Raw genomic sequence first — 26,245 nt, forward strand, 5'->3', positions numbered from 1 at the left:
GTGCGGGTCGTGCTGGGTGGGGGTCGTGCGGGGAGAGAAGGTCTGGAGGGCTAGTGCTCCGGCGTCGGGCCCTGCGGGAGGGCAGGGACCTCGTCGGCGAGCGGCAGGGACTCGATGGCCCCGTCGCGAGTGGTCGTGAGGGCCGCGACGCGGGACGCCCAGCGGGCGGCCCCGACGAGGTCCTCGCCGCGCAGCAGGCCGTCGGCGAGCGCTGCGCAGAAGCTGTCGCCGGCTGCCGTGGTGTCGATCGCGTCGACGCGCACGGCCGGGACCGCGGTCGGGCCGCCGTCGCGGGGCACCACGACCGAGCCGTCGGACCCGAGGGTCACGACGACGTCGCCCGGGAAGGCGAGCCCGCGCACCATGGCCACGACGTCGGCGAGGGCCTCGGGGGCCTCGGTCGCGCCTGCGAGGGTCGCGAGCTCGAACCGGTTGGGGACCAGGACGTCGAACCGGTCGCGGATCTCGGCGGGGACCGGGACCGCGGGGGCCGGGTTGAGGATCGTGGTGCCGGTCGCGAGGCGCGCGACCGCGGCGAGCGAGCCGAGCGGCGTCTCGCACTGGCACAGGACGACCTGCGCGTCGGCGACGGCCCGGACCGCGGCGTCGCGCGAGTCGACGAACTCCTCGTCGACGTCGCCGTTGGCGCCCGCCTCGATGACGATCGTGGACTCGGGCTGCTCCCACAGGATCACGGCGGTGCCGGTGGGGTGCCCGGACACGTCGACCGACGAGACGTCGAGCCCCTCGGCCACGAGCCGGGCCGTGATCTCACGGCCCGCGTCGTCGTCCCCGACGGCTCCGACCATCGCGACCCGACGGCCCAGGCGCGCGGCGGCGACGGCCTGGTTGGCCCCCTTGCCGCCGGGCGAGCGCTTGAGCCCGGTCGCGCTGATCGTCTCGCCCGAGCGGGGGATCCGGTCGACGGTCAGCCGGATGTCCATGTTCAGGCTGCCGACGACCGTGATCTCGGGGGCGGGGGCGGAGGTGCCCCCGGCCCCGGGGTGGGCGCTCATCAGCCCGCGAGCCAGGTGACGGCCTGGCCGAAGAGCTTGCCGTAACCGGACCACTCCATGAACTCACGGGGGGCCCAGTGCGGGGAGATGTCGGACGCGAAGGCCAGCGTGCGCCCCTCGCCCTCGGTGCGGACGGCGACGAGCGGGCGGCCCTCGATCGTGGCGAGGACGGTCGCGTCGGCCTTGGCCGTGAGCTTCTGGTACCCGAGCAGGATGGGCCACTCGGCGTCGAGGCCTGCGGTCACGGGGTGCTCGACGTCGGTCAGGACGCCACCGATGCCCTCGGGGGTCTCCTCGCGGTCGTCGTACGGGAGGATGTCGACGGGCAGGACGGCCTCGACGGCGGTGCCGTGGTAGTTCGCCTTGGCCTGGAAGCCCTGGAAGCTGAGGTAGCCGCCGGCCATCATGAGGCCGCCGCCGCGACGCACCCACTCGGCGAGGAGCTTGATGCGGTTCGGGAAGGGGCGTCCCTGGGAGAACACGACGGGCGGGAGCAGCAGGGTGTTGGCCCCGATGTCGGACAGGAGGACGACGTCGTAGGCGTCGAGCTCCTCGAGCGTGGAGGGGAAGTCGGTCGCGACCAGGTGCGACGGCAGGTGCGTGACCTCGTGCCCCTCGGCGGCGAGCGCCTCGAGCAGGGCGGCGCAGCCGATCTCCAGCTGGGCGTGCGGGAAGGCGTCGTAGCCCTTGTAGTCCGTCGCGGCATTGATCCACGACTCTCCGGCTAGCAGCACGCGGCTCATGCGGTTCTCCTCAGGACGGTTCGGGCTCCGCCGCCACATCGGCGACGTTGCGCAATGTTGTGTTGCTGTTGCGCAACAACCTAGGTGTGCGTCAGGCTGGTGTCAACCGAGGGCCGCCGCACCCCCTCGCGCCGCCCGCAGGCCGCGCGTCGGAACGGCCCGATCCCGCGGTTCCACGGCCCCCCGCACCTCTCGCGACCAGCACAGCGATAGGCTCGGGGAGCATCCGACGGCCGGAGGCACGAGCAGAGAGGCGGCGACGATGACGCTGACGCAAGTTGCGCAACACGCGGGCGTCTCGACGTCCACCGCCTCCCGATACCTCCGAGGTCAGCTCAACGTCCAGCCCGAGACCGCGGCCCGCATCGAGGCCGCCGTCGCCGCGCTCGGGTACCGCGGGACCGGGGCCCGCCGGCAGCGAGGCGCCTCCGCAGGAGCGCCCGCACGCGCGACGACGACGCCCGGCGTGCTCGCCCTCGTCGTGCCCGACTTCACCAACCCGTTCTTCACGACGCTCGCCGAGGAGTGCGCCGAGCTCGCGGCCTCCCGGCAGATCCCGCTGGTCGTCGCCGTGTCCGGCAAGCACGGCGAACGCGACGGCGGGCTCAGCCCGCTGATCGGCGGCACCGACGTGCTGGGCGGGCTGATCTACCTCGGCATGAGCCGCACCGACGAACGCCTCGCCCGCGCCGTCGAGGGCGGGCTGCCCGTCGTCGTGATCGACGAGGAGATCGACCTCGACCTCGCGGTCGACACGGTCACGGTCGACAACTACGGCGGCGCCTACCAGGCCACGAGATACCTCATCCAGCAGGGGCACCGCCGGATCGCGCACGTCGCCGGCCCGCCCGAGCTCTCCACGACCCAGGAGCGCAAGCGCGGCTTCCTCGACGCGCTCGCCGACGCGGGCCTGACGGCCGACCCCGACCTGATCCGCCACGGCCCGTACACCGAGCAGTTCGGCGCCTCGACGTTCCCGTACCTCACCCGCCCCGGGAACGCCCCCACCGCGGTGTTCGTCGGGAGCGACATCGTGGCCGTGGGGATGCTCGGCGCCGCCGAGCTCCACGGCATCCGCATCCCCGAGGACCTGTCGGTCGTCGGGTGCGACGGCATCCGCATCGGCCAGTGGTTGCGCCCCCAGCTCACGACGCTCGAGCAGCCCGTCGCGGCGCTCGCGCTCGCCGCGGTCGACGCCCTCGAGCGAGCCATGTCCCGCCGGGAGGCGCCCGCCGTCGAGGGGTCCGTCGACGCCGGCTTCGAGCCCGCGCGCACGGTCCTCCCGCTCCACCTGGTCATCCGCGGGTCGGTCGCGCCGCCGTCGGCCTGAGGCCCGCGTCCTGCCGCGGCGGGCCCGCGCGGTCCGGTAGTGTCGCGGGACCGGTGGCCGCACCTCGACGTCGAGTGCCGCGGTCCCGGCGTCCAGCCGGGACGACGTCGCCCGGTCCGGTACCTCGAGAGGACCCGCCATGCCCCCGAAGCTCAGCGCGACCGCACTCTTCTGGTGGGGCGCGGGGCTGATCGTCGCGGGGGTCGTGGGCACCCTCGTCCTGCCGCACCTCTTCTCCCGGCTCGGCTACGCGACCGGGTTCGCGTTCGTGCAGTCCGTCGTCGGTCTGGTCTCGGCGCTCGTGTCGGTGGCCCACGTCGTGGGTGCCGGTCTGGTCGCGGCGGCCTTCACGGTGCGCGCGCTGGGCCGCGACACGAACGACCGCTACACGGGCCCGGCGCCCTACTCGCCGGCCAAGCCGGGCAACGAGCCGCCACGCTGAGGGGCGACAGCACCGGCCGCGGGACGGCCGCCGACCGGCCACCGACGCGTCGTCAGCGCGCCGCCGCCGTGATCGTCTCCAGGAGCGACCCGATCACGACCAGGTAGATCAGGGCGAAGAACACCGTGTACAGGCCGCTGAACAGCAGGGCGTCACGGACCTTGCCGGGTTCGCGGAAGTACCCCGTGAGCTTGCGGAGGAACCCCACGGGGTGCACGAGGTCCCAGCTGTTGAACCGGATGTAGCGACCCAGGTAGATCCCGAACGACACGAGCACGAGGATCACGCCCACCACGAGCCAGGACGCCGGGCGCTCGAAGGGCCGCAGGTCGTCGGGGTAGCGCAGGACGGCGTAGAACATCTGGACGAGGAAGATGTTGACGACGGTGTTGAGCACCCCGGACATGGCGAGGGTCAGGACCGCGACGATGTCGTACCAGAGCGGCACGCCCTCGCCGTCCTTGCGGTGGCTGAAGTTGAGCTCGGTCACCAGGTAGCCGGCGTTGGGCAGCAGCAGGAGCCAGATCGCGAGGCCCGCGACCGCGAGGGCCGCGATCAGCCAGGCCGGCGCCCCGGCCGCGGCGAGCACGAGGTCCACGACGATCAGGACCGTCAGGACCAGGACGGGCAGCACCGACAGCCCGACGTTGAGCAGCATGGGGCGGTAGACCTCGGTGCGGTACAGGGGTGCGCGCAGCAGGATCAGCGTGAACGCGAAGACGTTGACGAGGATCACGCCGAGGAACAGCAGGGTCATGGTGGGGCCTTCGTGGTTCGGGGTGCGCGGGGTCGTGGCGTCCGGTCCGCGGGGTGCCGACGGGTCCGGAAGGACCACGCTAGGGCCCGACGGCGTCCGCGCCAGCCCGCGCGACACGCCACCCTCGCGGCTAGCGTGGGTCAGGCGGGAATCTCGAGCTCCACCGATTCGTCCGACGACGGGCGACCGACCCCCGGGAGTCACAGTGACGCATCCTGACGAAGCAGCCACGCCTCCGGTGTCCTCGGGAACCGCACGAGGCGCGACCCCCGGGCCCGCGAGCGCCCCGGCCGGCGGGTCCGCCACGCTGATGCTGGTCCTCGCGACGATCGGGTTCGCGGTGAACTTCTGGGCGTGGGCGCTCATCAGCCCGCTCGGTGGTGCGTACAGCGCGGCCCTCGGGCTGACGGCCGTGCAGCAGTCGGTGCTCGTCGCGGTCCCGGTGGTCGTGGGTTCGCTGGGGAGGATCCCGGTCGGGGCGCTCACGGACCGGTTCGGGGCCAGGATCATGTTCCCGCTGGTCAGCGCGGCGACGATCGTCCCGGTGCTGTTCATCGGGTTCGTCGCGGACAGCTATCCGCTGCTCATCCTGGGCGGGTTCTTCCTGGGGCTGGGCGGTACGGCGTTCGCGGTCGGGGTCCCGTTCGTCAACGCCTGGTACCCGCCTGCGCGGCGGGGGACGGCGCTCGGGATCTTCGGGATCGGGATGGGCGGTACGGCGATCTCGGCGTTCACGACCGTGCGGATCACGGACGCGTACGGACAGGAGGCGCCCTTCCTCCTCGTGGCGGGCGTCCTGGCGGTGTACGCGGTCGTGTCGTGGTTGCTCGTGCGCGACTCGCCGAACCGCAAGCCCGCCGCGCACGGGAACTTCCTGGCGCGCACCTGGGCCACGTTCAAGCTGCCCGCGACGCTGCAGCTCTCGTGGCTGTACGCGGTGGGCTTCGGCGGGTTCGTGGCGTTCAGCGTGTACCTGCCGACGTTCCTGGTCAACGCGTACGACCTCACGGCTGCCGATGCCGCGGCGCGCACGGCCGGGTTCGTCGTCCTCGCGGTCGCGTGCCGGCCGATCGGCGGGACGCTCTCCGACCGGTTCGGCGGGATCCCGGTGTCGGTCGCGTGCTTCGCGATCGTCACGGTCCTGGCGGCGGTGGTCGCGTTCCAGCCGGACCTCGTACCGCTCGGGACCATCGCGTTCCTGGGCCTCGCCGTGGGGCTCGGGGCGTCGTCGGGTGCGACGTTCGAGCTCGTGGCCAAGGTCGCGCCGCAGGACAAGGTCGGTGCCGTGACGGGGCTCGTGGGGGCTGCGGGCGGCCTGGGCGGGTTCATCCCGCCGCTCATCATGGGCGCGGTCTACCAGGCCAACGGCACGTACGGCCTGGGCTTCGCGGCCCTGTCGCTCACGGCGCTGCTGACGCTGCTGTTCACGCTGGGCCCGGTCCGGCGCGGGACGCGCGGCTGACCAGCGCCACGACCTTTGGTCGGCCCCCTGTATCTTGATGTCAAGATAGTTGACATCAAGAGGGAGCGTGTCATGGCCGACTGGAACCCCGAGAACTACCTGCGTCACGCCGACGAGAGGTCGCGCCCGTTCGCCGACCTCCTGGCCCGCGTGCCCGGGAGCCCGCGCACGATCATCGACCTCGGCTGCGGCCCCGGCCACCTGACCCGGCTCCTGCGCCACCGATGGCCCGGGGCCGAGGTGGTCGGCGTCGACTCCTCCCCCGCGATGATCGACCGCGCCCGGCGCGACGACCCGGACGGCACCTACCAGCTCGCGGACCTCCGAGGGTTCGAGCCGCCCGCCCCCCTCGATCTCGTCCTCAGCAACGCGACCCTCCAGTGGGTCCCCGAGCACCGCACCCTCCTACCCCGACTGACCTCGATGGTCGCCCCCGGCGGTTCGTTCGCGTTCTCGGTCCCCGGCAACCACGACGCACCGAGCCACACGATCCTGCGCGAGGTGGCCGCCCGGGAGCCCTACCGCGACCTGACCACGTCCGTCGCCCGGCCCAGCGCCTTCGACCCCGAGCAGTACCTCGACGACCTGGCTCACCCCGGCTGGTCGGTCGACGCCTGGGAGACGACCTACCTCCATGTGCTCCAGGGCGAGGACCCGGTCTTCACGTGGATCGCGGCGACGGGCGCACGCCCCGTGCTCGACGCCCTGCCCGCCCCGCTCCGGGACGACTTCACCACCGACCTCCAGGAGGCGCTGCGAGCCGCCTACCCCGCCCGCCCCTACGGGACGCCGCTCGCGTTCCGCCGGGTGTTCGCGGTGGCGACGCGCGTCTGAGCGCAGACCCGTCGCACGGCAGCGCAGACCCGTCGCACGGCCCCGTGGACCGAGCCCACGCCCCCGCGCCCTCCGGACGCCGCTAGACGGCCGGGCCGGTGCTCGCACGCACGACGAGCTCGGTGCCCAGGGTCGCGGTGGTTCCGCCAGCGGCAGGGTCGCGCAGCATCTCGACCATGAGACGGCCCTTCTCCCGGACGGGTTGTCGCACCGTCGTCAGCCCGGCGTCCCGTGCCTGCGGGATGTCGTCGAACCCCGTGACGGACACCTCTCGACCGATCGTCACGCCCCGGCTCCGCAGGGTGTCGATCACCCCGAGCGCGAGGACGTCGGACGTCGCGAGGATCGCGGTCGGCCTGCGTCCTGACGCCAGGATCGTCTCGGTCGCCCGGCTCCCCGAGTCGAGCGTGTTCTGACCCGCCGAGACGGTGGTCAGCTCGCACCCAGGGCCCAGGCCCTCCCGGAACCCCGCGATGCGCAGGCGCGCGTACGGGAAGAGGTGGGGCGCGTCGTCGGGCACGATCCTCGGCTCACCGTCGTCCAGGCTGTCGGCCACGACGGCCACGACGGCCACGCGGTGATGCCCGAGCCCGGCCAGGTGCACGCCGACCTCCACGGCGGCAGCGTGGTCGTCGACCAGCACGCACCGGTCCCCGACGCCCGCCATGGTGCTCACGACCGGCACCCCCCGTGCTGCCAGCACGCGCAGGACCGGATGCGTGGGGTCGACGCCGTCCGCGATCGCGCCGTCGAGCACGGCCCGGCGCACGTTCTGGACCAGGTCGAGCTCCTCCTGCCGGGAGTACGCGCCCGACGCCGAGTGGGGACCGACGGGCATGAGGAGCACGTTCGTCGACGTCTTCGTGGCGACCTCCGCGATGCCCGTGAGGAGCTCGAGGAGATACGGGTCCGAGAAGGCGTACGTCAGGTCCTGGGCGAAGAGCACCCCGACCGACCCGGTGTGCCCGCTGCGGAGCGAGCTGGCGCTGGCGTCCGGACCGGGATACCCGAGCCGCGCTGCCACGTCCAGCACGTGCTCGCGCACCTGGGCCGACATCTGTTCAGGTCGGTTGTACGCGTTGGAGACCGTGGACGGCGAGACGCCGGCTGCCAGCGCCACGGACTTCAGGCTCGGCTTCTTGGCCATCGGCTAGAACCCCTCATCGGTACGCACGCGCCTGGAGGCCGTACATCGCGGCGTACGCGCCGTCGATCTCCACGAGTTCGTCATGGGTACCAGTCTCCACGACCTTGCCACCGTCGAGGACGACGATGAGGTCCGCGTCCCGGACCGTCGAGAAACGGTGCGAGACGTACACGGTGACAGCTCCCGTGAGCGAGGCCGTACGCCGCGCCGTCGCGGAGAACCGCTCGAACAGGGCGTGCTCCGCGGCCGCGTCCAACGCCGACGCGGGCTCGTCCAGCACGACCAGCAACGGGTCCGGCCGCAGGACCGTTCGCGCAAGCCCCAGGGACTGCCACTGCCCGCCGGAGAGCTGACGGCCGTCGTCGTACGAGGTGCCGAGAACCTGGTCGAGGCCCTGCGGCGATCGCTCGACCAGATGCCGCGCCCGCGCCTCGTCGAGCGCGCGCCCGAGCTCGGCATCGTCGTCCGTCGCGGGCAGGTGCCCGATCCCGACGTTCTCCCGGAGCGTCAGCTCGAGGCGCGCGAAGTCCTGGAAGAGCGTCGCGACCCTCGTGTGCCAGTCGTCGCGGGAGATCGTCGACAGGTCGACTCCGTCCACCTGGACCGACCCTGCGCTCGGCCGGTACAAGCCGCACAACAGCTTCACCAGGGTGGACTTCCCCGCCCCGTTCCCGCCCACGAGGGCAACGGTCCTCCCGGCGGGCAGATCGAGGTCCACGCCGTCCAGGACCGGCCGCGTCGAGCCCCCGTACGTGAAGGCCAGGTCCCGGACACGCAGGCCACGCGTGAGCCCGGCAGGTGCGGACGCGGCACCGCCCGCCGGTTGCTCGTGCGGCACGCTCGCGCGCAGCTCGTCGATCTGCTCGACCGTACGGCCTGCCCCCTGGAGCGCACCGAACAGCCCGAGAGCCCCGGCCACCTGCGAGCTGATCTGGATCGCGAGGGTCACCACGAGGACGACCTGCCCGATCGCCACGCCCCCGGCAGCGGCCCCGCGCACCACCACGAAGAGCGCGCCGCCGTAGGCGAGCGCGAACCACACCTGGCCGCACGCACGCAGCAGCGCGGAACGCCGGTGCGCGGACCACAGCGATGCCGTCGTCCGGTCCCACGCTCCTCCGTGCCGGTCGACCAGGAGGTCCTGCGCGGCGAACAACCGGACCTCCTTGGCCGTGGCAGCGCTGGTACCCATGCTCAGCAGGTGACGCGCCAGGCGGATGTCGTCGGCCGAGGCGTCGCGTGCACGGTCGAGGACCCGCTGCGCCCGGTCCGCGAACCACACCGGCGGCAGCGCGGCGGCGGGCAGGAGCAGGAGCCACGGGTCGACCATGCCCATGATCACCGTGGTGACGAGGATCTGGAGCATCGCCCCGCCGAGCTGGAGGCTCGCCTCCAGCGCGACCCGCACCCTCTGGAGCCCCTCCGTCACGGACGTCAGCAGGCGGACGCGGGCGGGGTTCTCCAGGTCCGCGAGACTCGTCGATCCGTGCGTGAGGCGGGTGACCTCGTCGGTGAGGTGGAGCTGTTGCATGTCGCTCAGCTCCACGACCGACAGGTGCCCGAAGTGGCCCATCAGCATCTCGGACACGAGCAGCAGCGCGAGCACGGCCGCGAGGAGGAGCGCGACCCTGGTGTCCGTCGAGATCACCGCGTCCGTGAGGGCGCCGAGCGCGACCCCGACGAGGGGTGACGACAGGTACCCGACCGTCATGAGGGCCGAGGCCACGACCAGGCGGCGCCTGTCCGTCGCCCAGGCGTGCGTGAGCATGAACCGGACCGCCGCGACGACCGCCCTCATGAGAACCCTCCTGCATCGATGACATCGGGAATGCCGACGACCGGGGCGTCGGCCGGCGGGTCGCCGTCCGCGCGGAAGCGGCGAGCCTGGAGGACGAAGAGCTCGGCGTACCGGCCCCCCACCGCCAGGAGCTCGTCGTGGTTCCCCTCCTCGACGACCCGCCCGTGCTCGACGACGACGATGTGGTCGGCCGGGCGCACGGTCGAGAAGCGGTGGGAGATGACGACCGACGTGATCGGCCGACCGTCCGCGACCGCGTCGACGGCCCCCGGGGCGAGGAACCTCTCGAAGAACTCGGCCTCCGCCGTGACGTCGAGCTGTGCGGTCGGCTCGTCGAGGACGAGGATCTGCGCGCCACGAGCGATCTGGAAGAGCGCGCGGGCGAGCGCGACGCGCTGCCACTGCCCGCCGGAAAGGTCACGCCCCTTCGCGTAGCCACCGGACAGGACGGTCGAGGGACCGTCGTCGAGGCCGTCCACGACGAGGTGAGCCCCGGCAGCCCGGAGCGCGGCATCGAGCGCGCCCTGGTCGTCCTGGCTCGTCGGGGCCAGGGTGACGTTGTCCGCCACCGAGAGCTCGAACCGGGCGTAGTCCTGGAAGATGAGGCTGAGGCAGCGTTGCCACCGGTCCGCGGGGAGAGTCCGGAGGTCGACACCACCGACGGTGATGCGACCGCGCGTCGGCGTGTACAGCCGGGCCAGAAGCTTGATCGTGGTCGTCTTGCCGGCGCCGTTCAGCCCCACGATCGCCGTCGACGTCCCCGGCTCGAGCGTGAGGTCGAGCCCCTGCAGAACCCACGGCGAGCTCGCGGAGTAGCGGAACCACACGTCCTCGAAACGGACGACGCCCGTCGGCGCGTGCGCGAGCGCCTCCGACGTGCCCGGCCCACCCGTGCCAGCAGGCTCGCCGGTGCCGGGCGCACCGGGGACGAGATGCGCCTCCAACCGGCGCAGCGACTCCAGCGACTGGAGCCCGTACTGGGTCTGGAGGTCGGACTCCGGGAAGTGCACGCCGAAGCGCATCGGCACCATCATCGCCTGCAGCGCGACGCCGAGCGCGAAGAGGTCCAGGTCCTGCGCGTCGAGCACGACGACGGCGAGCACGGCGCTCCCGCCGACCAGCCCGAGGAGGCCGTATCCGACGAAGGGCAGGAAGAACACCCGCCGGCGCCCGGCCCATTCCGGTCGGAGCTGCGCGAGGCTCTCGGTCCGCAACCGCTCGCGCAGCCACGGGAGCAGACCGAGGACCCTGACTTCCTTGGTGATGTCCGGTGTGATCGCGAGCTGCCGGACGTAGCCCGTGCGGCGACGCTGCGCCGTGAGCCCGTCCCAGATCGCCCCGAACCTGCTCATCCCGCCGCGCACCCCGGCCCGGAGCGCCAGGGCGGTCCCGAGGAGCAGCACCCCCGCGACGGGACTCACCACGACGGCGACCAGGATCGATGCACCGACGACCTGGGCGTACCGCCCGACGAGCGGGAGCATCGCGGCGGCGGCCTCGCCGGGACTGCGCGACTGCCGGTCGAACGCGGCCCGTGCGTCGGCGAGGATCCCCAGGACGTCCGGGTCCTCCAGCAGCGAGAGCGGGGCGTGCGACGTGGTGGCCCGCAGGACCCGGCCGACGCAGTGCCGGTCCACCCGGCGTCCGATCGTCTCGAGCAGGCCGGCCTGGAGGGGCGCGACGACCTGCTGGGCCACGAGCGCACCGATCGCCAGGGTCAGCACGAGCAGCAGCTGCTCCCACGCACCGGCGACGGCCTCCCGCCCGAACGAGTGCGGGACGAGGTACAGGACCCGCCCCAGGAGGACGATCGTGGCCAGGGGCAGCAACGACAGGGCCAGGCAGAGCACGGACGTCCCCGCCACGAGCCCCGCACCTGCGTGCCGCAGCAACGCCCATCCTCGCAGCCAGGGCCCCGCTCGCCGCGCCAGGGCCCCCCATGTCGCTGGGCGCGGGGCCGGGGCGCGCGGGGCCGGGGCGGGCGGCGCGCTGGGCTCCCTCGTCGTCGTGGGCATCAGTCGCCGACCCTGGCGGCTCGGAGGGTCTTCCCCCACCAGAGCAGCTGGTCGAGCATGGACTTGAGCGCGCTCTGGGGTCCGTCGGGATCCCTCAGGACCGGCCCGTCGAAGAGGTCCCAGACCCGCGCCAGGACCACCTGCTCGCGGATCGCCACGACCTGGAGCTCGCTGAAGACGGGGCGGAGCTGCTCGACCGAGCGAGCGCCGCCGCCGCTCCCGCCGTACGAGACGAAGCCCAGGGGCTTGACGTGCCACTCCTCGAGGAGCGTGTCGATCGCGATCTTGAGGTAGCCGGGGTACCCGTGGTTGTACTCCGGGGTCACGAGCACGAAGGCGTCGGCCGCAGCGACCCGCTCCCGCAGACGCTCGGTGTCGCCGGTGCCGTCGAGTCCTGGCGGGAGGTCGAGGTCGGTGAGATCCAGGACGGACACGTCGAACCCGGCGTGCTCGTCGAGGCGGGCTCTTGCCCAGTCGGCGACGACGCCGCCGAACCGGTCCGGCCGGACGCTGGCGACGATCACCTCGAGGCGGAGACGGTCGGACGTGGGATGCATGGTGGCCCCTTCGGCACGGTACGGGCCGCGCGGAGGTCGCGACGGCGCCACTGGAACAGGTCGGGAGACGCTACTAGAACGTTCTAGTAGATCGTTCTAGTGGATGATGTCAGAGCACTCGGACACCGTCAAGGGACGCCAGCGGCCCCGGCCCGAGGCGAACCCGTCCGAGCGTGCGGTCGCGGGCCGTCCTCCGCCCGCACCTCGGACGGTCCGCGTCCGTCCGGCCCGGCCACCCGGCCATCGGCCCGGACCGCGGCCTACGGTGTCCCCATGGACCCCCACCCCACGGACCAGGTGTCAGAAGTGCACCCGGAACCGGCCCGGCCACGTACTGACGACCGTGCCGCACCGCCCGGCGGCCCCTCGTCGGACCGGTGGACGGTCGAGGAGTACCGCCACCACGTCCTCGACCTGGTCTCGCCGCTCCGCGTCGAGCACGTCGACCTCGCCGCGCTCGCGACCGCCGCCCCCGCGCGCCGCATCCTCGCTGACGACGTCCGGTCCCTCCTGGACGTCCCGCGCTTCGACGCCTCGGCCATGGACGGCTACGCGTCCCACGGCGCAGACCTCGCGACCGCGAGCGCCGCGTCCCCCGTCACGCTGCGCGTCGTCGGCGACATCGCGGCGGCGCCGCTCGCCGAGCACCTGGCCGGCTCGTCGCCCGGCGCGGCCGCACCTGCCGCACCGTCGATCGCACCGTCGATCGCACCGTCGAACGGACCGGGCGTCGCCCCCGGCGAGGCCGTCCGCATCATGACGGGCGCCCCCGTGCCGGGCGGGTGCGACGTCGTCGTGCCCGTGGAGCGGACCTCGACGCGGCGCTTCGTGCCCGGCGCCCCCCTCGATGCGCGGATCGAGGTGTACGAGCCGTCGCGCCCCAACATCCGGCGCCGCGCCGAGGACGTCGCGGTGGGCGACCTCGTCGCCGCGGCGGGCGCCCCGACGACCGCACGCCTCGTCTCGGCCGCGGCCTCCGCGGGGCACGCGACCCTCCCGGTGCACCGGGTCCCGCGCGTCGCGGTGCTGTCGACGGGCAGCGAGCTGGTCCCGGTCGGGACCGCGCCCGGCCCGGGCCAGATCCCCGACTCCAACTCGCTCCTGCTCGCGGCGTGCGTGCGGGACGCGGGCGGCACCCCGGTGCGGGTGGGCGCGGTCCCGGACACGGCCGGCGCGCTGCGTGCGGTGCTCGACGACACCGCCCCCCACGTGGACCTGATCGTCACCTCGGGCGGGGTCAGCGCGGGCGCGTTCGACGTCGTCAAGGAGGTCCTGACCTGCCCGCAGGGCCCGGGGGGCGACGGCCCGTCCGACGTCCGGCTGGTCGCGGTCGGCATGCAGCCCGGCAAGCCGCAGGCCGCCGCGCGCTGGCGCGGTACCCCGATGCTGGGCGTGCCGGGCAACCCCGTGAGCGCGTACGTGTCCTTCCGGGCGTTCGTGCGCCCGGCGGTCCGGCGCCTCGCGGGCCACCCCCATGCGGTCGAGCCCCTCGTGGAGCGTGTCGCGGCCGAGGGCTGGCGCTCCCCCGCGGGACGCCAGCAGTTCCTCCCGGTGCGCTTCGTGGGGGCCGACGGCGTCGCCCCCGTCGGTCCCGGCGCGCACCACGTGTCCGCGCTGACCCGGGCGGACGCGATCGCGGTCGTCCCGCCCGAGGTCGAGGCGGTTGGGACGGGCGACACGGTGCGTGTCATGGTGATCGCATGAGCGAGTTCACCCACCTCGACGAGCGCGGCCACGCCCGCATGGTCGACGTCACCCTCAAGCAGCCGACCGTCCGTTCCGCGACCGCGACGGGCGTGGTCCGCTGCGGCCCGCTCGTCGTCGCGGCCCTGCGGTCCGGGGAGGTCCCCAAGGGCGACGTGCTCGCGGTCGCGCGCATCGCGGGCATCCAGGGGGCCAAGAAGACGGCCGAGCTGCTGCCGCTCGCGCACATCATCGGGGTGCACGGCGCGTCCGTGGACCTCGATGTCCAGGACCACGGCGTCGAGATCAGCGCGACCGTGCGCACCGCGGACCGCACGGGGGTCGAGATGGAGGCGCTCACGGCGGTCGCGGTCGCCGGCCTCGCGGTCGTGGACATGGTCAAGGGGCTCGACAAGTCGGTCGAGCTGAGCGACGTCCGCCTGCAGTCCAAGACGGGCGGCAAGTCGGGCGAGTGGGTGCGCCCGGTGTGAGCGGGCTCGTGTTCGACGCGGTCGTGCTCGCCGGCGGGCGCGCGCAGCGGCTCGGGACGTCCAAGCCGCAGCTCGTGGTCGCGGGCGCACGCCTGCTCGACCACGTGCTCACCGCGACGCGCGACGCCCGGGCGACGGTCGTCGTCGGGCCCGACGACCTCGCGTCCGAGGCGTACGTCCTCACGCGCGAGGACCCGCCGTTCGGCGGTCCGGTCGCGGGGACCGCGGCGGGCCTCGCCGCCCTGCCCGACGGCGCAGCCCCCTGGGTCCTGCTCCTCGCCTGCGACGTCCCCCGGGCCGCGGAGGCCGTGCCGCTGCTCGTCGCCGCCGCCTCCGGCACCGCGGTCGGCCCGACGGGCGAGGCCGACGGCGTGCACCTCGCGCACGACGGACGGGACCAGTGGCTCGTCGGGCTGTACCGCCGCGACGCCCTCGACGCGGCGCTCGACCGGCTCTCCGCCGACCCCGCGGACGGCGGCCTGCACGGCGCCCCCGTGCGCCGCCTCGTCTCAGGGTTGCGACTCACCCGCGTCGCGGACGTGGACGGCCTGAGCACCGACGTGGACACGTGGCAGGATGCGGAGCAGTACGCGCACGGTCGCGCACGGCTCGGCACCGGGTCCCTGGACCCGCACGGATCATCGGGAGGCACGGCATGAGCAACCTCGAGCGCTGGGTGGACGCCCTCGTCGACGAGTTCGACCTGGACCGTGAGGCGGTCGACATCGGAGCGATCCTCGACCTCGCGCGGGACGCGGCGCACCGCGTCGAACGGCCCGCCGCACCCCTGACCACGTTCATCGCAGGCTACGTCGCCGGGCTGTCCGCCGGAGAGGGCGCCGACCACCCGGGCCTCGACGCCATGGAGCGGGCCACCGAGCTCGCGCTCGCGTGGGACGTCGAGCCGACGCTCGACGAGGTCGCCAGCGAGGATGCCCCGGGCCCGGACGCGACCGGCGCGACGGGGCTCGCGACCCCCGAGAGGGCGTGACGTGCCGCAGGTCCGCTACTTCGCCGGTGCCGCCGAGGCCGCCGGCCTCGAGGCCGAGTCCCTCCCGGGGGCCTCGGTCGGGGAGCTCTTCGCGGCCATGACCGCACGCCACCCCGCGCTCGCCGACGTGCTGCCGCGCTGCTCGGTGCTCGTGGGCGGCGTGCGGACCGCGGACCACGGGGTAGCGCTCGCGGACGACCAGCAGGTCGACGTGCTGCCCCCCTTCGCGGGCGGCTGACGGCCCCCGCTCTCCGGGGCCCCGCGAGGGCTCAGTGGTCCCCGCCCGCGAGCTGCGAGAACACGTGCGGCAGCAGCGGCTCGAGCACGGCCCAGCCGTCCCGCACCCCACCGGGCGAACCCGGCAGGTTGACCACGAACGCCCGCTGCCCCCGTGCTGCCGGGGCCGTCCCCACGACGCCCCGGGAGAGCACTGCGCTCGGCACCACGGTCGCGCCCCGTCGCCGGATCGCCTCCGCGACGCCCGGCAGCTCCTGGTCCACGACCTCGGCAGTGCCCTCGGGCGTGAGGTCGCGCGGGCCGATGCCCGTGCCGCCCGTCGTGAGGACGAGCCGTGCCCCGTCCCCCAGCGCGGAGGTGAGGGCGTCGCGGACGGAGTCGACGCCGTCGGGCACCAGACGCGCCGTGATGCGCTCGAACCCGGCGGTCTCCAGGAAGGAGACCAGGAGCGGGCCCGACCGGTCGGTCGACTCGCCGCGCGAGCCGCGGTCGGAGACCGTGACGACCGTGACCGGGAGCTGGGCGAGGGGGAAGCCCGCGTGGGGGCCGTCGAACGAGGTCATGGGAGCACCGTAGACAATCGCGGCGCACCGGGCGACGTGGCCTCCTCGCCAGGCAGAACCTCCCGGGACGTGGGCATACTGCGAGACAGACGAACGATCACGCACGGTCCTGCTCGCCCCAGGAGGTCACATGTCGCAGTCCACCGTCCCAGGCCCGGGCACCGACGCCCGCGCCGAGGGCGCCCCACACCCTGAGTCCCCCGGCGGCGGGGGTGAGGACGCCCTCCTGCGGCTCGGCAAGCACCTGCGACGCGGGGAGGTCTCGCCGGACCTGCGCCAGCTCTTCCTGCAGGGGGGCCGCGACGGGGACGTCTTCTACCGGGACCGGTGGTCGCACGACAAGGTGGTGCGCTCGACGCACGGCGTGAACTGCACGGGGTCGTGCTCGTGGAAGGTGTACGTCAAGGACGGCATCATCACGTGGGAGACGCAGCAGACGGACTACCCGTCGGTCGGCCCGGACTCCCCCGAGTACGAGCCGCGAGGCTGTCCGCGCGGGGCGGCGTTCAGCTGGTACACGTACTCCCCGACGCGGGTCCGCTACCCGTACGTGCGGGGAGTGCTGCTGCGGGCGTACCGCGACGCGAAGGCCCGCACGGGCGACCCGGTGCTGGCGTGGGCCGAGGTCACGGGCGACCCGGAGACGGCGCGCGCGTACAAGCAGGCGCGGGGCAAGGGCGGCCTGGTGCGGGCGTCGTGGGAGGAGGCCGCGGAGATCGTCGCGGCGGCCCACGTGCACACGATCAAGACGTACGGCCCGGACCGCATCGCGGGATTCTCGCCCATCCCGGCCATGTCGATGGTCTCGCACGGGGTCGGGGCCCGGTTCATCTCGATGCTGGGCGGCGCGATGCTGTCGTTCTACGACTGGTACGCGGACCTCCCGGTCGCGTCCCCGCAGGTGTTCGGCGACCAGACCGACGTGCCCGAGTCCGCGGACTGGTGGAACTCCTCGTACTGCATCATGTGGGGCTCGAACATCCCCGTGACCCGCACGCCCGACGCGCACTTCATGGCCGAGGCGCGCTACCGCGGCCAGAAGGTGATCGTGGTCTCGCCCGACTACGCGGACAACACCAAGTTCGCCGACGAGTGGCTCGCGGTGCACCCCGGCACGGACGGGGCGCTCGCGCTCGCGATGGGGCACGTGATCCTCCGGGAGTTTCACGTGGAACGTCGCACCGCGCCCTTCGTGGACTACCTGAGGAAGTACACGGACTCGCCGTTCCTCGTGACGCTCACGCCGAGCCCGGCGTCGGCTCTGCCGGGGACCGACGCCGGGGCGCACCTCACGGAGGACGTCACCTACGTCCCGGGCAAGTTCCTCACCGCGGCGGACCTCGCCGACGACGTCCTGCCGGGGGCCGCGGGCGCCGCGAACGCGGCCTTCAAGCCCGTCCTGCTCGACGCCGACGGCTCCCCCGTGATCCCGAACGGCACCCTGGGCCACCGGTTCGGCGAGGCCGACGAGGGGAAGTGGAACCTCGACCTGGAGGGCGTGGTGCCGCTGCTGTCGACCGCGGACGGGCCGGCGGGCGCGGGGCCCGACCCGTTGACGGGGGCTGCGCCGTCGGGCCGGGGCGCCGGGGTCGAGACCGCGCGCGTGGACCTGCCGCGCTTCGACCTCTCGCCCGACCCCGAGCAGGGCGAGACGGGCCGGCACACCGGTGGCGCGGGCTCGGTCACGCGCGGCGTGCCCGTCCGGCGTGTCGGCGGGCACCTGGTCACGACGGTGTTCGACCTGCTGCTCGCACGCTACGGCGTCAACCGTGAGGACCTGGACCTGCCCGGCGACTGGCCCACGGGCTACGACGACGCCGACTCCCCCGGGACCCCCGCGTGGCAGGAGCAGTTCACGGGCGTCCCCGCAGCTGCGGCGGCGCGGATCGGGCGCGAGTTCGCGGACAACGCCGAGAAGTCCGGCGGACGCTCGATGATCATCATGGGCGCGGGGGCCAACCACTGGTTCCACGCCGACACGATCTACCGGGCCATGCTGGCGCTGACGACCATGACGGGCTGCCAGGGCGTCAACGGCGGCGGGTGGGCGCACTACGTCGGGCAGGAGAAGTGCCGCCCGATCACGGGATGGGCCCAGTACGCGGGCGGCCTGGACTGGTCGCGGCCCCCGCGGCAGATGATCGGCACGGCGTTCTGGTACGTCGCCACGGACCAGTGGCGCTACGACGGGCTCCCGGCCGACGCGCTCGCGACCCCGTTGGGCTCGGGCATGTTCGCGGGTCGGACCACGGCCGACTGCCTGGTCGAGTCCGCGCAGCGCGGCTGGATGCCCAGCTACCCGACGTTCGACCGCAACCCGCTCGACCTCGTGGACCAGGCCGAGGCGGCCGGGGTCGCCCCCGCGGACTACGTGGTCGACGAGCTGCGCAGCGGCGCCCTGCGGTTCGCGGTCGAGGCCCCCGACGCCCCCGAGAACTTCCCGCGCTGCGTCACGGTGTGGCGGGCCAACATCCTGGGGTCCTCCGGCAAGGGGAACGAGTACTTCCTCAAGCACCTGCTGGGGACGGACGCCGCGGTGCTCGCGGACGAGTCGGCCCCCGCGCGCAGGCCGCGCTCGATCGAGTGGCCCGAGGAGGCCCCGCGCGGCAAGCTCGACCTGCTCACGACGCTCGACTTCCGCATGACGAGCACCACGCTGTTCTCGGACGTCGTGCTGCCCGCGGCCACCTGGTACGAGAAGCACGACCTGTCCTCGACGGACATGCACCCGTTCGTGCACTCGTTCAACCCCGCGATCAGCCCGCCCTGGCAGACCCGCACGGACTTCGACATCTTCCACACGATCGCGCGCAGGATCAGCGAGTACTCGGTCGAGCACCTGGGCGTGCGCAAGGACCTCGTGGCCGCGCCCCTGCTGCACGACACCCCCGACGCGATGTCGGTGCCGCACGGCACGATCGTCGACTCGGGAGCCGGGTCCGCGTCGCGGCCCCTGGTCCCGGGCGTGACCATGCCCAAGCTGGTCGTGGTCGAGCGCGACTACCCGGCGTTCGCCGACCGCATGGCCTCGCTCGGCCCCCTCACCGAGAAGCTCGGCATGGTCACCAAGGGCGTGCAGTTCTCGCCGGGCGAGGAGGTGCGGGTCCTGGGGCAGAAGAACGGGCTCGTGCCGTCCGGCCCCGCGGCGGGCCGCCCGCGGCTCGACAAGGACACGCACGCGTGCGAGATGATCCTCGCGCTGTCCGGCACCACGAACGGCCGCCTCGCGGTCCAGGGCTTCGAGCACGTCGAGAAGCGCACGGGGGTCGAGCTCGCGGACCTCGCGCGCGACGAGCAGGGCAAGCGCGTCACCTTCCCCGACGTCCAGTCCCGCCCGACGACGGTCATCACCTCTCCCGAGTGGTCCGGCTCGGAGCACGGGGGCCGCCGCTACACGGCCTTCGCGATCAACGTCGAGCGGCTCAAGCCGTGGCACACCCTGACGGGGCGCCAGCACTTCTTCCTGGACCACGACTGGATGGCCGAGCTCGGCGAGCAGATGCCGGTCTTCCGGCCGCCGCTCGACATGCACCGGCTCTTCCCCGACTCGCCGCCGCTGGGCGACCGCTCCCCGAGCGGCTACCCCGGCTCGCAGGGCCAGGCCGAGGTCGCGGTGCGCTACCTGACCCCGCACTCCAAGTGGTCCATCCACTCCGAGTACCAGGACAACCTGTTCATGCTGTCGCTGTCGCGCGGCGGCCCGAACGTGTGGATGTCCCCGCGCGACGCCGACAAGATCGGGGTGCGCGACAACGAGTGGATCGAGGCGTACAACCGCAACGGCGTCGTCGTGGCCCGGGCCGTGGTCTCGCACCGCATGCCCGAGGGCACGGTCTACATGCACCACGCGACCGACCGCACGATCGACGTCCCGCTCGCCGAGACGTCCGGGCTGCGCGGCGGCATCCACAACTCGTTGACCCGGGTGCTGCTCAAACCGAGCCACCTCGTCGGGGGCTACGCGCAGCTCGCCTTCGCGTTCAACTACCTGGGCCCCACGGGCAACCAGCGCGACGAGGTCACCACGATCCGTCGTCGTTCGCAGGAGGTGACGTACTGATGCGCGTGATGGCTCAGATGTCGATGGTCATGAACCTCGACAAGTGCATCGGGTGCCACACGTGCTCGGTGACGTGCAAGCAGGCGTGGACGAACCGTACGGGCGTCGAGTACGTGTGGTTCAACAACGTCGAGACACGGCCCGGGCTCGGGTACCCGCGCACCTACCAGGACCAGGAGAAGTGGCAGGGCGGCTGGGTCCGCACCAAGCGGGGCAAGCTCAAGCTGCGCGCGGGCGGGCGGGCCAAGAAGCTCGCGACGATCTTCTCCAACCCCAAGCTCCCCTCGATCCACGAGTACTACGAGCCGTGGACGTACGAGTACGACATGCTGCTCTCGGCCCCGCAGGGCCCGCACACCCCGGTCGCCAAGCCCAAGTCCTTGCTCACGGGCGAGGACATGAAGATCGAGTGGTCGGCCAACTGGGACGACGACCTGGGCGGGTCCAAGGAGACCATGCAGGACGACCCGATCCTGCAGCACATGAGCGAGCACGTGGCCTCGGAGTTCGAGCAGACGTTCATGTTCTACCTGCCGCGCATCTGCGAGCACTGCCTCAACCCGGCGTGCGTCGCGTCGTGCCCGTCGGGGGCCATGTACAAGCGGGCCGAGGACGGGATCGTCCTGGTGGACCAGGACCAGTGCCGCGGCTGGCGCATGTGCGTCACGGGCTGCCCGTACAAGAAGGTCTACTTCAACCACAAGACCGGCAAGGCCGAGAAGTGCACGCTGTGCTACCCGCGGCTCGAGGTCGGCCTGCCCACGGTCTGCTCCGAGACGTGCGTGGGCCGCCTGCGCTACCTGGGCCTGGTCCTGTACGACGCCGACCGCGTGACCGAGGCGGCCGCCGTGGAGGACGAGCACGAGCTCCTCGAGTCGCAGCGCTCGGTGTTCCTCGACCCGCACGACCCCGCGGTCATCGAGGGCGCCCGCGCCGAGGGCATCCCCGAGGACTGGATCACGGCCGCACAGGCGTCGCCCATCTGGGCGCTCATCCAGAAGTACCGTGTGGCCCTGCCCCTGCACCCCGAGTACCGCACCATGCCCATGGTCTGGTACATCCCGCCGCTGTCCCCCGTGGTCGACGTGGTCGGCTCGTCGGGCAACGACGGCGAGGACCCGCGGACCCTGTTCGCGGCGATCTCCAAGCTCCGCATCCCGCTCGAGTACCTCGCGGGGCTGTTCACCGCCGGGGACACCGTCCCGGTCGAGCGCACCCTGCGCCGCCTGGCCGCGATGCGCACCTACATGCGGGACATCAACCTGGGCGACGAGCCCAACGAGGCCGTCGCGCGCGCGGTCGGCATGACGGGCACCGAGATCCAGGAGATGTACCGGCTGCTCGCGATCGCCAAGTACGAGGACCGCTACGTCATCCCGACCGCGCACCAGGAGATCGCGCGCGAGCTCGAGGAGATCAGCTGCTCGCTCGACTTCGACGGCGGCCCCGGCATGGGCGGCATGGGCGGCGCGGGGCCGTTCGGCTCGTCGAGCGGGACGCCCACCCCGGTCGCTGTCGAGAACTTCCACGTGCTCCAGGCCCGCCAGACGGCCGACTCGCCCAACGGGCCGTCGACGTCCGGGCGCGTCAACCTCCTCAACTGGGACGGCAACGGGCGGCCCGCGGGCCTGTTCCCGCCGGGCTCACCGGACGACCCCGCCGGAGGTCCCTCCGACGACGACGCCCCGGCGGTGGGCTGATGGGCCTGTTCCGCACGTCCTCGACGACGACGTTCCTGCCCCGCCCGACGGCGCGCTCGCCCCGCCTGGAGCCCCTCGCCCCGGTCCGGGCCACGCCCGCGCAACGACGCACCACGCACATGGCCGCCTCGCTCCTGCTCGACTACCCCGACGCCGCGACGCTCGCCGCGGCGCGCGAGGTGCGCGGCGTCGTCGGGCAGCTTCCCGACGCCGTGCAGACGCGGCTCGAGGCGTTCCTCGACGACCTCGAGGCCGGTGAGCCCGCCGCGCTCGAGGCGCGCTACGTCGCGACGTTCGACCTCAAGCGCAAGTGCTCGATGTACCTGTCGTACTACGCCGCCGGCGACACCCGGAAGCGCGGCATGGCGCTCGTGCGGTTCGTGCAGGCCTACCGGGCCGCCGGCTGGGAGGTCGACGGCGAGGAGCTGCCCGACTACCTGCCCATGGCCCTCGAGTTCTCCGCGCGCGCGACCACGCGCGACGAGGAACGGATCGCCGCAGGCTTGCTCGGCTCGCACCGCCAGGGCATCGAGGTCCTGCGCTCGGCGCTCGCCGCGCTGCCGAGCCCGTACGCGCTCGTCGTCGAGGCCGTGTGCCTGACCCTGCCCCCGCTCGACGCCGAGACCGAGCGCCGCTACCTCGAGCTCGTGACGTCCGGTCCGCCGACCGAGATGGTCGGGCTCACCGCGATGGGCCCGCTCGAACCGTTCGCGCCCGCCGGGGCGCCGCCTGAGGAGGTGCGCCGATGACCGGAGCGAGCACGGGAGACATCCTGCTGTGGGTCGTCTTCCCCTACGTGACGTTCGCCGTGTTCGTCGTCGGGTCCGTGTGGCGGTACCGCTACGACAAGTTCGGCTGGACCACCCGGTCGAGCGAGCTCTACGAGAAGAACCTGCTCCGGTTCGGGTCGCCCCTGTTCCACTTCGGGCTGCTGTTCGTCATCCTGGGGCACGTCCTGGGGCTCGTGATCCCCGAGACCTGGACGCAGGCCGTGGGCATCGACGAGAACGCGTACCACTTCGTCGCGACGTACATGGGCTCGCTCGCTGCCGTCGCGCTCGTCGCCGGGCTGCTCATCCTCATCTACCGGCGGCGCAAGACCGGTCCCGTGTTCCTCGCGACGACGCGCATGGACAAGGTCATGTACGTGTTCCTCGCCGCGTCGATCCTGCTGGGGGCGTGGGCCACGGTCGACACCCAGCTCCTCGCCGAGAACCACGGCTACAACTACCGCGAGACCATCTCGCCCTGGTTCCGTTCCCTCTGGTACTTCCAGCCGCAGCCGGCACTCATGGAAGGCGTGCCCGCCGCGTTCCAGCTGCACATCGTCGCGGCCAACCTGCTGTTCATCCTGTGGCCCTTCACGCGGCTCGTGCACGCGTTCTCGGCGCCCGTGCCGTACATCTTCCGGCCCTACATCGTGTACCGGTCACGCGACGCGTCCGTCGCGTCCCGCGAGCCGCGGCCGGGGTGGGACCCGTCGGAGAGGCCGGGGTCGAAGCGGTAGGGGGCTGCGGCGTCGGCCCTGCGTGACCGAGGACACCTGGGCCGGACGTGACGAGCCCCGACTCATTCTCAGGAACTATCAGGCCATCTAAGGAAACTCCTTATAGACCGTGAGACACTCTGAGACATGGACGCTTCCAGCAATCCCTACACTCCAGGTGCGGGTCGTACTCCGCCTGCCTTGGTGGGGAGGACTTCCGAGCTCGATGCCGCAGACCTTCTGATGCGTCGCACGCAGAACGGTCTCACAGGCCGCAGTCTGATGCTCTATGGGCTTCGGGGCGTCGGAAAGACAGTGCTGCTCAACGAGATGCGACGCCGGGCCGAAGGCCATGGTTGGCTCACCGCGATGATCGAGGCCAAGCAGGATCGTCAGGGAGCAGAGCAGTCGCGCGCCCGACTCGCGCGCGAGCTCACCGCAGGCGCTCGTAGCGTCCGCACATGGCGCGCCAGGGCCACCGACAAGGTCAAGGAAGCCCTGAGCACGATCGAGTCCTTCTCCATCAAGGCAGGCGTCGGGCCGGTCAGCGGTGACCTCACCATCAGGGCTTTCGGACGTGCTGACTCCGGGAACATCGAGATGGATCTTGAGGACCTGGTGGCTGACGTCGTCCCGGCCCTCCGCGAGGCGAACATCGGGATGGCCCTCTTTGTCGATGAGATTCAGGACCTCGACTCCGCGACGCTCACTGCCCTCCTGGCAGCCCAGCACCGGGCTGCTCAGAACGACTGGCCGTTCTACGTCTTCGGGGCGGGCCTTCCGGTCGTACCCGCAGTCCTGGCCGAGGCGCGCTCGTATGCTGAGAGGCAGTTCGACTACCGCAACATCGACCGCTTGAGCCCGGCAGAGGCACAAGAGGCTCTGTCCGGACCTGCAGCGGCAGCCAATGTCGCATTCCTACCGGAGGCGCTCACGCGGCTGCTCGAATCGGCTCGCGGCTACCCCTACTTCCTCCAGGTCTACGGAGATCAGGTCTGGCAGTGCGCGGCCGAATCCCCCATCCAGCTGATCGATGCCGAGGTCGCGATCACCTTGGGCACCGGCGAGCTCGACCGAAGCCTCTTCGCCTCACGGTGGGAGCGTGCCACGCCGAAGCAGAAGCAGCTCATGGCCGCCATGGCCGAAGACCCGGGCCCCAGCGCACTGCCCGACCTGGTATCCCGGATGGGCAAGAAGAAGCCCGCCGACCTGAGCGTCTTCCGTGACGAGCTCATCAAGAAGGGGCTGATCTACTCACCTGACCGAGGCATCCTCGACTTCACCGTCCCCCTCATGGCTGACTTCATCCGGCGCCACGCGGACGAGGTCTGACTTCCCCGGCACCCGTTCGAGCCGTCTGCCACGCCTCGGCGCCATGGCTAGGCCGGCCGTCTGCGCGGCTTGAGCCGCACGTCCGGCAGCACCGGTGCGGGCAGCGGGCCGCCGTCGTACCCCACGACCTCCCCGAACCGACAGCCCGACGCTCCCGGGGCGTAGCGCGTGCCGCCGTCCCCGGGCACGGGGACCGGGGCAGCGGCCGCCTCGTCCTCCTGGGCAGCCGCACTGACCTCGACCTGCGCCATCCAGTCCGCGCGGGCGGCCGCGACGTCGTCGTGCGAGCGCCCCACGAAGTTCCACCACATGACGATCTCCTCGGCGAACGGCTCGCCGCCGATCAGCACGGCCCGCACGGGCGAGGCCCCCGCCGACACCGTCAGCACCGAGCGCCCGGGCTCGACGTACCCGAGCGACGCGACCGGCACGGGCACCCCCTCGAACGACGCGGCACCCGTGTCGACCAGCAGTGCGTGCTCGAACCCCGGGTCCACCGCGAGCTCGACCGACGCGCCCGCAGGCAGGTCCACCTGCGCCCCGACCAGGGGCGTGAACGCGGTGGCTGCGGACCGCAGCGCGGCGCCCCCCACGCTCAGCGACCCCACGAGCACCTGGACCCGCTCGCCTCCCGGCCCGGCCCACACCGGCAGGTCACCGTGGTGCTCGAAGAACGGCTCGTCGCCGAGCCGGTCCCCCGGCAGCGCGACCCAGAGCTGCACGCCGTGCAGCAGGGGCGGCCGCACGCCCGCGGGCGACTCCTCCGAGTGCGAGATGCCCCGTCCGGCCGTCATGAGGTTCAGCTCGCCCGGCCGCACCGTCTGCAGCGACCCGACCGAGTCGCGGTGCAGGATCTCGCCCTCGAACAGCCAGCTCACCGTCTGCAGGCCCGTGTGCGGGTGCGGGGGCACCTGCATGCCGTCGGAGGTCGAGACGTCGTCGGGCCCGTAGTGGTCCAGGAAGCACCAGGCCCCCACGAGCGAGCGGGCGCGCTGCGGGAGCGTGCGGCGCACGTCCATGGCGCGGGTCCCGCCGAGCGGGACCTGGCGGTGGTCGAGGATCTCGACGGGGGTGCGGTCACCGGGGACGCCGTCCACGCCCGACGGCGTCGCGTGGCTCCCTGCGGCGCACACCTCTTCGCGGGGCCGGGTCTCGAGGTTGCTCATGGGACGAGCCTAGGCTCGCCCGCGGCCGGAGGCCCGCCACCGAGGGGTCCGCAGACTCGGCGAGGCTCCCGGCGGGGGCCGGGAGCCTCGCTGATGACCGTGTGCCCTGGGTGGCCGGACCGGGAACGGTCCGACCGGGCGCCGCGTCGACGTCGCGGCTCGGCGCCTCCCCCACGACGAGCTGGTGCTCGCCCTGTTCTCCTGGAAGGCGCCTCTCACGATCGGCTCTCCGGTTCCGGTCGAGACCTGCGTCGTCACCCGCAGCCCGGGGTGTTGCCACCCGCGGGACGTCTCACCGTTCTCCGGTCGGCCTGGGGCTCTCAAGGTGTGGTTCCAGCGTCCTTGCCGGTCCGTCCTCCCGTGCGGGAGGGCGTCGTTGGGGGCTGCTGCCGCCGTTCCCGTCGAAGCCGATAGTGACGTTTCTAGTCCTGCACG

23 protein-coding genes are annotated in these 26,245 nt (G+C 72.8%); 14 read left to right on the plus strand and 9 right to left on the minus strand.

Features of this window, described 5'->3' with window-relative positions; all coding sequences use genetic code 11:
* Positions 1-50: 50 nt before the first annotated feature.
* On the minus strand, positions 51-1,016 hold the full coding sequence (locus H9623_RS14675; RefSeq protein WP_193720778.1) for a ribokinase: 966 nt from the start codon (positions 1,014-1,016) through the stop codon (positions 51-53).
* On the minus strand, positions 1,016-1,759 hold the full coding sequence (locus tag H9623_RS14680; protein ID WP_193720779.1) for a glutamine amidotransferase: 744 nt from the start codon (positions 1,757-1,759) through the stop codon (positions 1,016-1,018). The genes H9623_RS14675 and H9623_RS14680 overlap by 1 nt, the downstream gene beginning before the upstream one ends.
* Here H9623_RS14680 and H9623_RS14685 point away from each other — a divergent pair.
* Entirely contained in the window at positions 1,758-3,089 is a 1,332-nt protein-coding gene (locus H9623_RS14685; RefSeq protein ID WP_193720780.1) for a LacI family DNA-binding transcriptional regulator, read from the plus strand. The genes H9623_RS14680 and H9623_RS14685 overlap by 2 nt on opposite strands.
* 139 nt (positions 3,090-3,228) lie before the next feature.
* Positions 3,229-3,531 (plus strand): hypothetical protein, encoded by a 303-nt coding sequence (locus tag H9623_RS14690; RefSeq protein WP_193720781.1) that lies wholly within the window; start codon positions 3,229-3,231, stop codon positions 3,529-3,531.
* A 52-nt stretch (positions 3,532-3,583) separates the two neighbouring features.
* Here H9623_RS14690 and H9623_RS14695 read toward each other — a convergent pair whose 3' ends face one another.
* Entirely contained in the window at positions 3,584-4,288 is a 705-nt protein-coding gene (locus H9623_RS14695) for a DUF1361 domain-containing protein (RefSeq protein ID WP_193720782.1), read from the minus strand.
* 238 nt (positions 4,289-4,526) lie between these two features.
* Here H9623_RS14695 and H9623_RS14700 point away from each other — a divergent pair, with 238 nt between their 5' ends.
* Together H9623_RS14700 and H9623_RS14705 are read left to right on the plus strand one after the other, a co-directional pair.
* Complete coding sequence (locus H9623_RS14700) at positions 4,527-5,750, plus strand: MFS transporter (RefSeq protein ID WP_321575465.1); 1,224 nt, start codon at positions 4,527-4,529, stop codon at positions 5,748-5,750.
* Positions 5,751-5,822: 72 nt separating this feature from the next.
* Positions 5,823-6,584: a methyltransferase domain-containing protein gene (locus H9623_RS14705; RefSeq protein WP_193720783.1), complete on the plus strand. Its 762-nt coding sequence runs from the start codon at positions 5,823-5,825 to the stop codon at positions 6,582-6,584.
* Positions 6,585-6,666: 82 nt separating this feature from the next.
* Here the strand turns inward: H9623_RS14705 and H9623_RS14710 are convergent, their stop codons facing one another.
* The 4 genes from H9623_RS14710 to H9623_RS14725 form a co-directional block, all read right to left on the minus strand.
* Positions 6,667-7,731, minus strand: a complete 1,065-nt coding sequence (locus tag H9623_RS14710) for a LacI family DNA-binding transcriptional regulator (protein ID WP_193720784.1) — start codon at positions 7,729-7,731, stop codon at positions 6,667-6,669.
* A 13-nt stretch (positions 7,732-7,744) separates the two neighbouring features.
* Entirely contained in the window at positions 7,745-9,529 is a 1,785-nt protein-coding gene (locus H9623_RS14715) for an ABC transporter ATP-binding protein (protein WP_193720785.1), read from the minus strand.
* Complete coding sequence (locus H9623_RS14720) at positions 9,526-11,421, minus strand: ATP-binding cassette domain-containing protein (RefSeq protein ID WP_227748719.1); 1,896 nt, start codon at positions 11,419-11,421, stop codon at positions 9,526-9,528. The genes H9623_RS14715 and H9623_RS14720 overlap by 4 nt, the downstream gene beginning before the upstream one ends.
* Positions 11,422-11,543: 122 nt before the next feature.
* Positions 11,544-12,101 carry an NADPH-dependent FMN reductase gene (locus H9623_RS14725; protein WP_193720787.1) on the minus strand — a complete coding sequence of 186 codons (558 nt, stop codon included), beginning with the start codon at positions 12,099-12,101 and terminating at the stop codon, positions 11,544-11,546.
* A gap of 273 nt (positions 12,102-12,374) precedes the next feature.
* Here H9623_RS14725 and H9623_RS14730 point away from each other — a divergent pair, with 273 nt between their 5' ends.
* From H9623_RS14730 to H9623_RS14750, 5 genes are read left to right on the plus strand one after another with little or no spacing between them, the layout of a single operon-like run.
* Positions 12,375-13,805 (plus strand): molybdopterin molybdotransferase MoeA, encoded by a 1,431-nt coding sequence (locus H9623_RS14730; protein ID WP_193720788.1) that lies wholly within the window; start codon positions 12,375-12,377, stop codon positions 13,803-13,805.
* Positions 13,802-14,275 (plus strand): cyclic pyranopterin monophosphate synthase MoaC, encoded by a 474-nt coding sequence (moaC, locus tag H9623_RS14735; RefSeq protein ID WP_193720789.1) that lies wholly within the window; start codon positions 13,802-13,804, stop codon positions 14,273-14,275. The genes H9623_RS14730 and moaC overlap by 4 nt, the downstream gene beginning before the upstream one ends.
* Positions 14,272-14,934 carry a molybdenum cofactor guanylyltransferase gene (gene mobA / locus H9623_RS14740; protein ID WP_321575466.1) on the plus strand — a complete coding sequence of 221 codons (663 nt, stop codon included), beginning with the start codon at positions 14,272-14,274 and terminating at the stop codon, positions 14,932-14,934. Before moaC ends, mobA begins: the two co-directional genes overlap by 4 nt.
* On the plus strand, positions 14,931-15,266 hold the full coding sequence (locus tag H9623_RS14745; RefSeq protein WP_193720790.1) for a DUF6457 domain-containing protein: 336 nt from the start codon (positions 14,931-14,933) through the stop codon (positions 15,264-15,266). The genes mobA and H9623_RS14745 overlap by 4 nt, the downstream gene beginning before the upstream one ends.
* Before the next feature lies 1 nt (position 15,267).
* Positions 15,268-15,504, plus strand: a complete 237-nt coding sequence (locus H9623_RS14750) for a MoaD/ThiS family protein (protein WP_193720791.1) — start codon at positions 15,268-15,270, stop codon at positions 15,502-15,504.
* A gap of 31 nt (positions 15,505-15,535) precedes the next feature.
* Here H9623_RS14750 and H9623_RS14755 read toward each other — a convergent pair whose 3' ends face one another.
* On the minus strand, positions 15,536-16,066 hold the full coding sequence (locus tag H9623_RS14755) for a MogA/MoaB family molybdenum cofactor biosynthesis protein (RefSeq protein WP_193720792.1): 531 nt from the start codon (positions 16,064-16,066) through the stop codon (positions 15,536-15,538).
* Between the two features lie 130 nt (positions 16,067-16,196).
* On the opposite strand from H9623_RS14755, the gene H9623_RS14760 reads away from it, so the two are divergent.
* The 5 genes from H9623_RS14760 to H9623_RS14780 all read left to right on the plus strand — a co-directional run bounded on the left by H9623_RS14760 (position 16,197) and on the right by H9623_RS14780 (position 24,644).
* Positions 16,197-20,126, plus strand: coding sequence for a nitrate reductase subunit alpha (locus H9623_RS14760; RefSeq protein WP_193720793.1), 3,930 nt, complete (start codon positions 16,197-16,199; stop codon positions 20,124-20,126).
* Positions 20,126-21,826, plus strand: coding sequence for a nitrate reductase subunit beta (gene narH, locus H9623_RS14765; protein ID WP_193720794.1), 1,701 nt, complete (start codon positions 20,126-20,128; stop codon positions 21,824-21,826). Before H9623_RS14760 ends, narH begins: the two co-directional genes overlap by 1 nt.
* Positions 21,826-22,575, plus strand: a complete 750-nt coding sequence (narJ, locus tag H9623_RS14770) for a nitrate reductase molybdenum cofactor assembly chaperone (protein WP_193720795.1) — start codon at positions 21,826-21,828, stop codon at positions 22,573-22,575. The genes narH and narJ overlap by 1 nt, the downstream gene beginning before the upstream one ends.
* Positions 22,572-23,333 (plus strand): respiratory nitrate reductase subunit gamma, encoded by a 762-nt coding sequence (narI, locus tag H9623_RS14775; RefSeq protein WP_193720796.1) that lies wholly within the window; start codon positions 22,572-22,574, stop codon positions 23,331-23,333. Before narJ ends, narI begins: the two co-directional genes overlap by 4 nt.
* 126 nt (positions 23,334-23,459) lie before the next feature.
* Positions 23,460-24,644 carry an ATP-binding protein gene (locus H9623_RS14780; RefSeq protein WP_193720797.1) on the plus strand — a complete coding sequence of 395 codons (1,185 nt, stop codon included), beginning with the start codon at positions 23,460-23,462 and terminating at the stop codon, positions 24,642-24,644.
* A 47-nt stretch (positions 24,645-24,691) separates the two neighbouring features.
* Here the strand turns inward: H9623_RS14780 and H9623_RS14785 are convergent, their stop codons facing one another.
* Entirely contained in the window at positions 24,692-25,810 is a 1,119-nt protein-coding gene (locus tag H9623_RS14785) for a pirin family protein (protein ID WP_193720798.1), read from the minus strand.
* Positions 25,811-26,245: the final 435 nt, after the last annotated feature.

The sequence above is a fragment of the Oerskovia douganii genome, from assembly GCF_015142735.1.
Lineage (GTDB): Bacteria > Actinomycetota > Actinomycetes > Actinomycetales > Cellulomonadaceae > Oerskovia > Oerskovia douganii.

What these genes read in the sequence shown, in the direction of transcription:
- H9623_RS14675 (WP_193720778.1), bottom strand. Translation starts at nt 1,016, where the DNA reads ATGAGCGCCCACCCCGGGGCCGGGGGCACCTCCGCCCCCGCCCCCGAG.
- moaC (WP_193720789.1), top strand. Translation starts at nt 13,802, where the DNA reads ATGAGCGAGTTCACCCACCTCGACGAGCGCGGCCACGCCCGCATGGTC.
- narJ (WP_193720795.1), top strand. Translation starts at nt 21,826, where the DNA reads ATGGGCCTGTTCCGCACGTCCTCGACGACGACGTTCCTGCCCCGCCCG.
- H9623_RS14780 (WP_193720797.1), top strand. Translation starts at nt 23,460, where the DNA reads ATGGACGCTTCCAGCAATCCCTACACTCCAGGTGCGGGTCGTACTCCG.
- H9623_RS14695 (WP_193720782.1), bottom strand. Translation starts at nt 4,288, where the DNA reads ATGACCCTGCTGTTCCTCGGCGTGATCCTCGTCAACGTCTTCGCGTTC.
- H9623_RS14685 (WP_193720780.1), top strand. Translation starts at nt 1,758, where the DNA reads ATGCGGTTCTCCTCAGGACGGTTCGGGCTCCGCCGCCACATCGGCGAC.
- narH (WP_193720794.1), top strand. Translation starts at nt 20,126, where the DNA reads ATGCGCGTGATGGCTCAGATGTCGATGGTCATGAACCTCGACAAGTGC.
- narI (WP_193720796.1), top strand. Translation starts at nt 22,572, where the DNA reads ATGACCGGAGCGAGCACGGGAGACATCCTGCTGTGGGTCGTCTTCCCC.
- H9623_RS14755 (WP_193720792.1), bottom strand. Translation starts at nt 16,066, where the DNA reads ATGACCTCGTTCGACGGCCCCCACGCGGGCTTCCCCCTCGCCCAGCTC.
- H9623_RS14760 (WP_193720793.1), top strand. Translation starts at nt 16,197, where the DNA reads ATGTCGCAGTCCACCGTCCCAGGCCCGGGCACCGACGCCCGCGCCGAG.
- H9623_RS14690 (WP_193720781.1), top strand. Translation starts at nt 3,229, where the DNA reads ATGCCCCCGAAGCTCAGCGCGACCGCACTCTTCTGGTGGGGCGCGGGG.
- H9623_RS14715 (WP_193720785.1), bottom strand. Translation starts at nt 9,529, where the DNA reads ATGAGGGCGGTCGTCGCGGCGGTCCGGTTCATGCTCACGCACGCCTGG.
- H9623_RS14705 (WP_193720783.1), top strand. Translation starts at nt 5,823, where the DNA reads ATGGCCGACTGGAACCCCGAGAACTACCTGCGTCACGCCGACGAGAGG.
- H9623_RS14680 (WP_193720779.1), bottom strand. Translation starts at nt 1,759, where the DNA reads ATGAGCCGCGTGCTGCTAGCCGGAGAGTCGTGGATCAATGCCGCGACG.
- H9623_RS14725 (WP_193720787.1), bottom strand. Translation starts at nt 12,101, where the DNA reads ATGCATCCCACGTCCGACCGTCTCCGCCTCGAGGTGATCGTCGCCAGC.
- H9623_RS14710 (WP_193720784.1), bottom strand. Translation starts at nt 7,731, where the DNA reads ATGGCCAAGAAGCCGAGCCTGAAGTCCGTGGCGCTGGCAGCCGGCGTC.
- H9623_RS14730 (WP_193720788.1), top strand. Translation starts at nt 12,375, where the DNA reads ATGGACCCCCACCCCACGGACCAGGTGTCAGAAGTGCACCCGGAACCG.
- H9623_RS14745 (WP_193720790.1), top strand. Translation starts at nt 14,931, where the DNA reads ATGAGCAACCTCGAGCGCTGGGTGGACGCCCTCGTCGACGAGTTCGAC.
- H9623_RS14785 (WP_193720798.1), bottom strand. Translation starts at nt 25,810, where the DNA reads ATGAGCAACCTCGAGACCCGGCCCCGCGAAGAGGTGTGCGCCGCAGGG.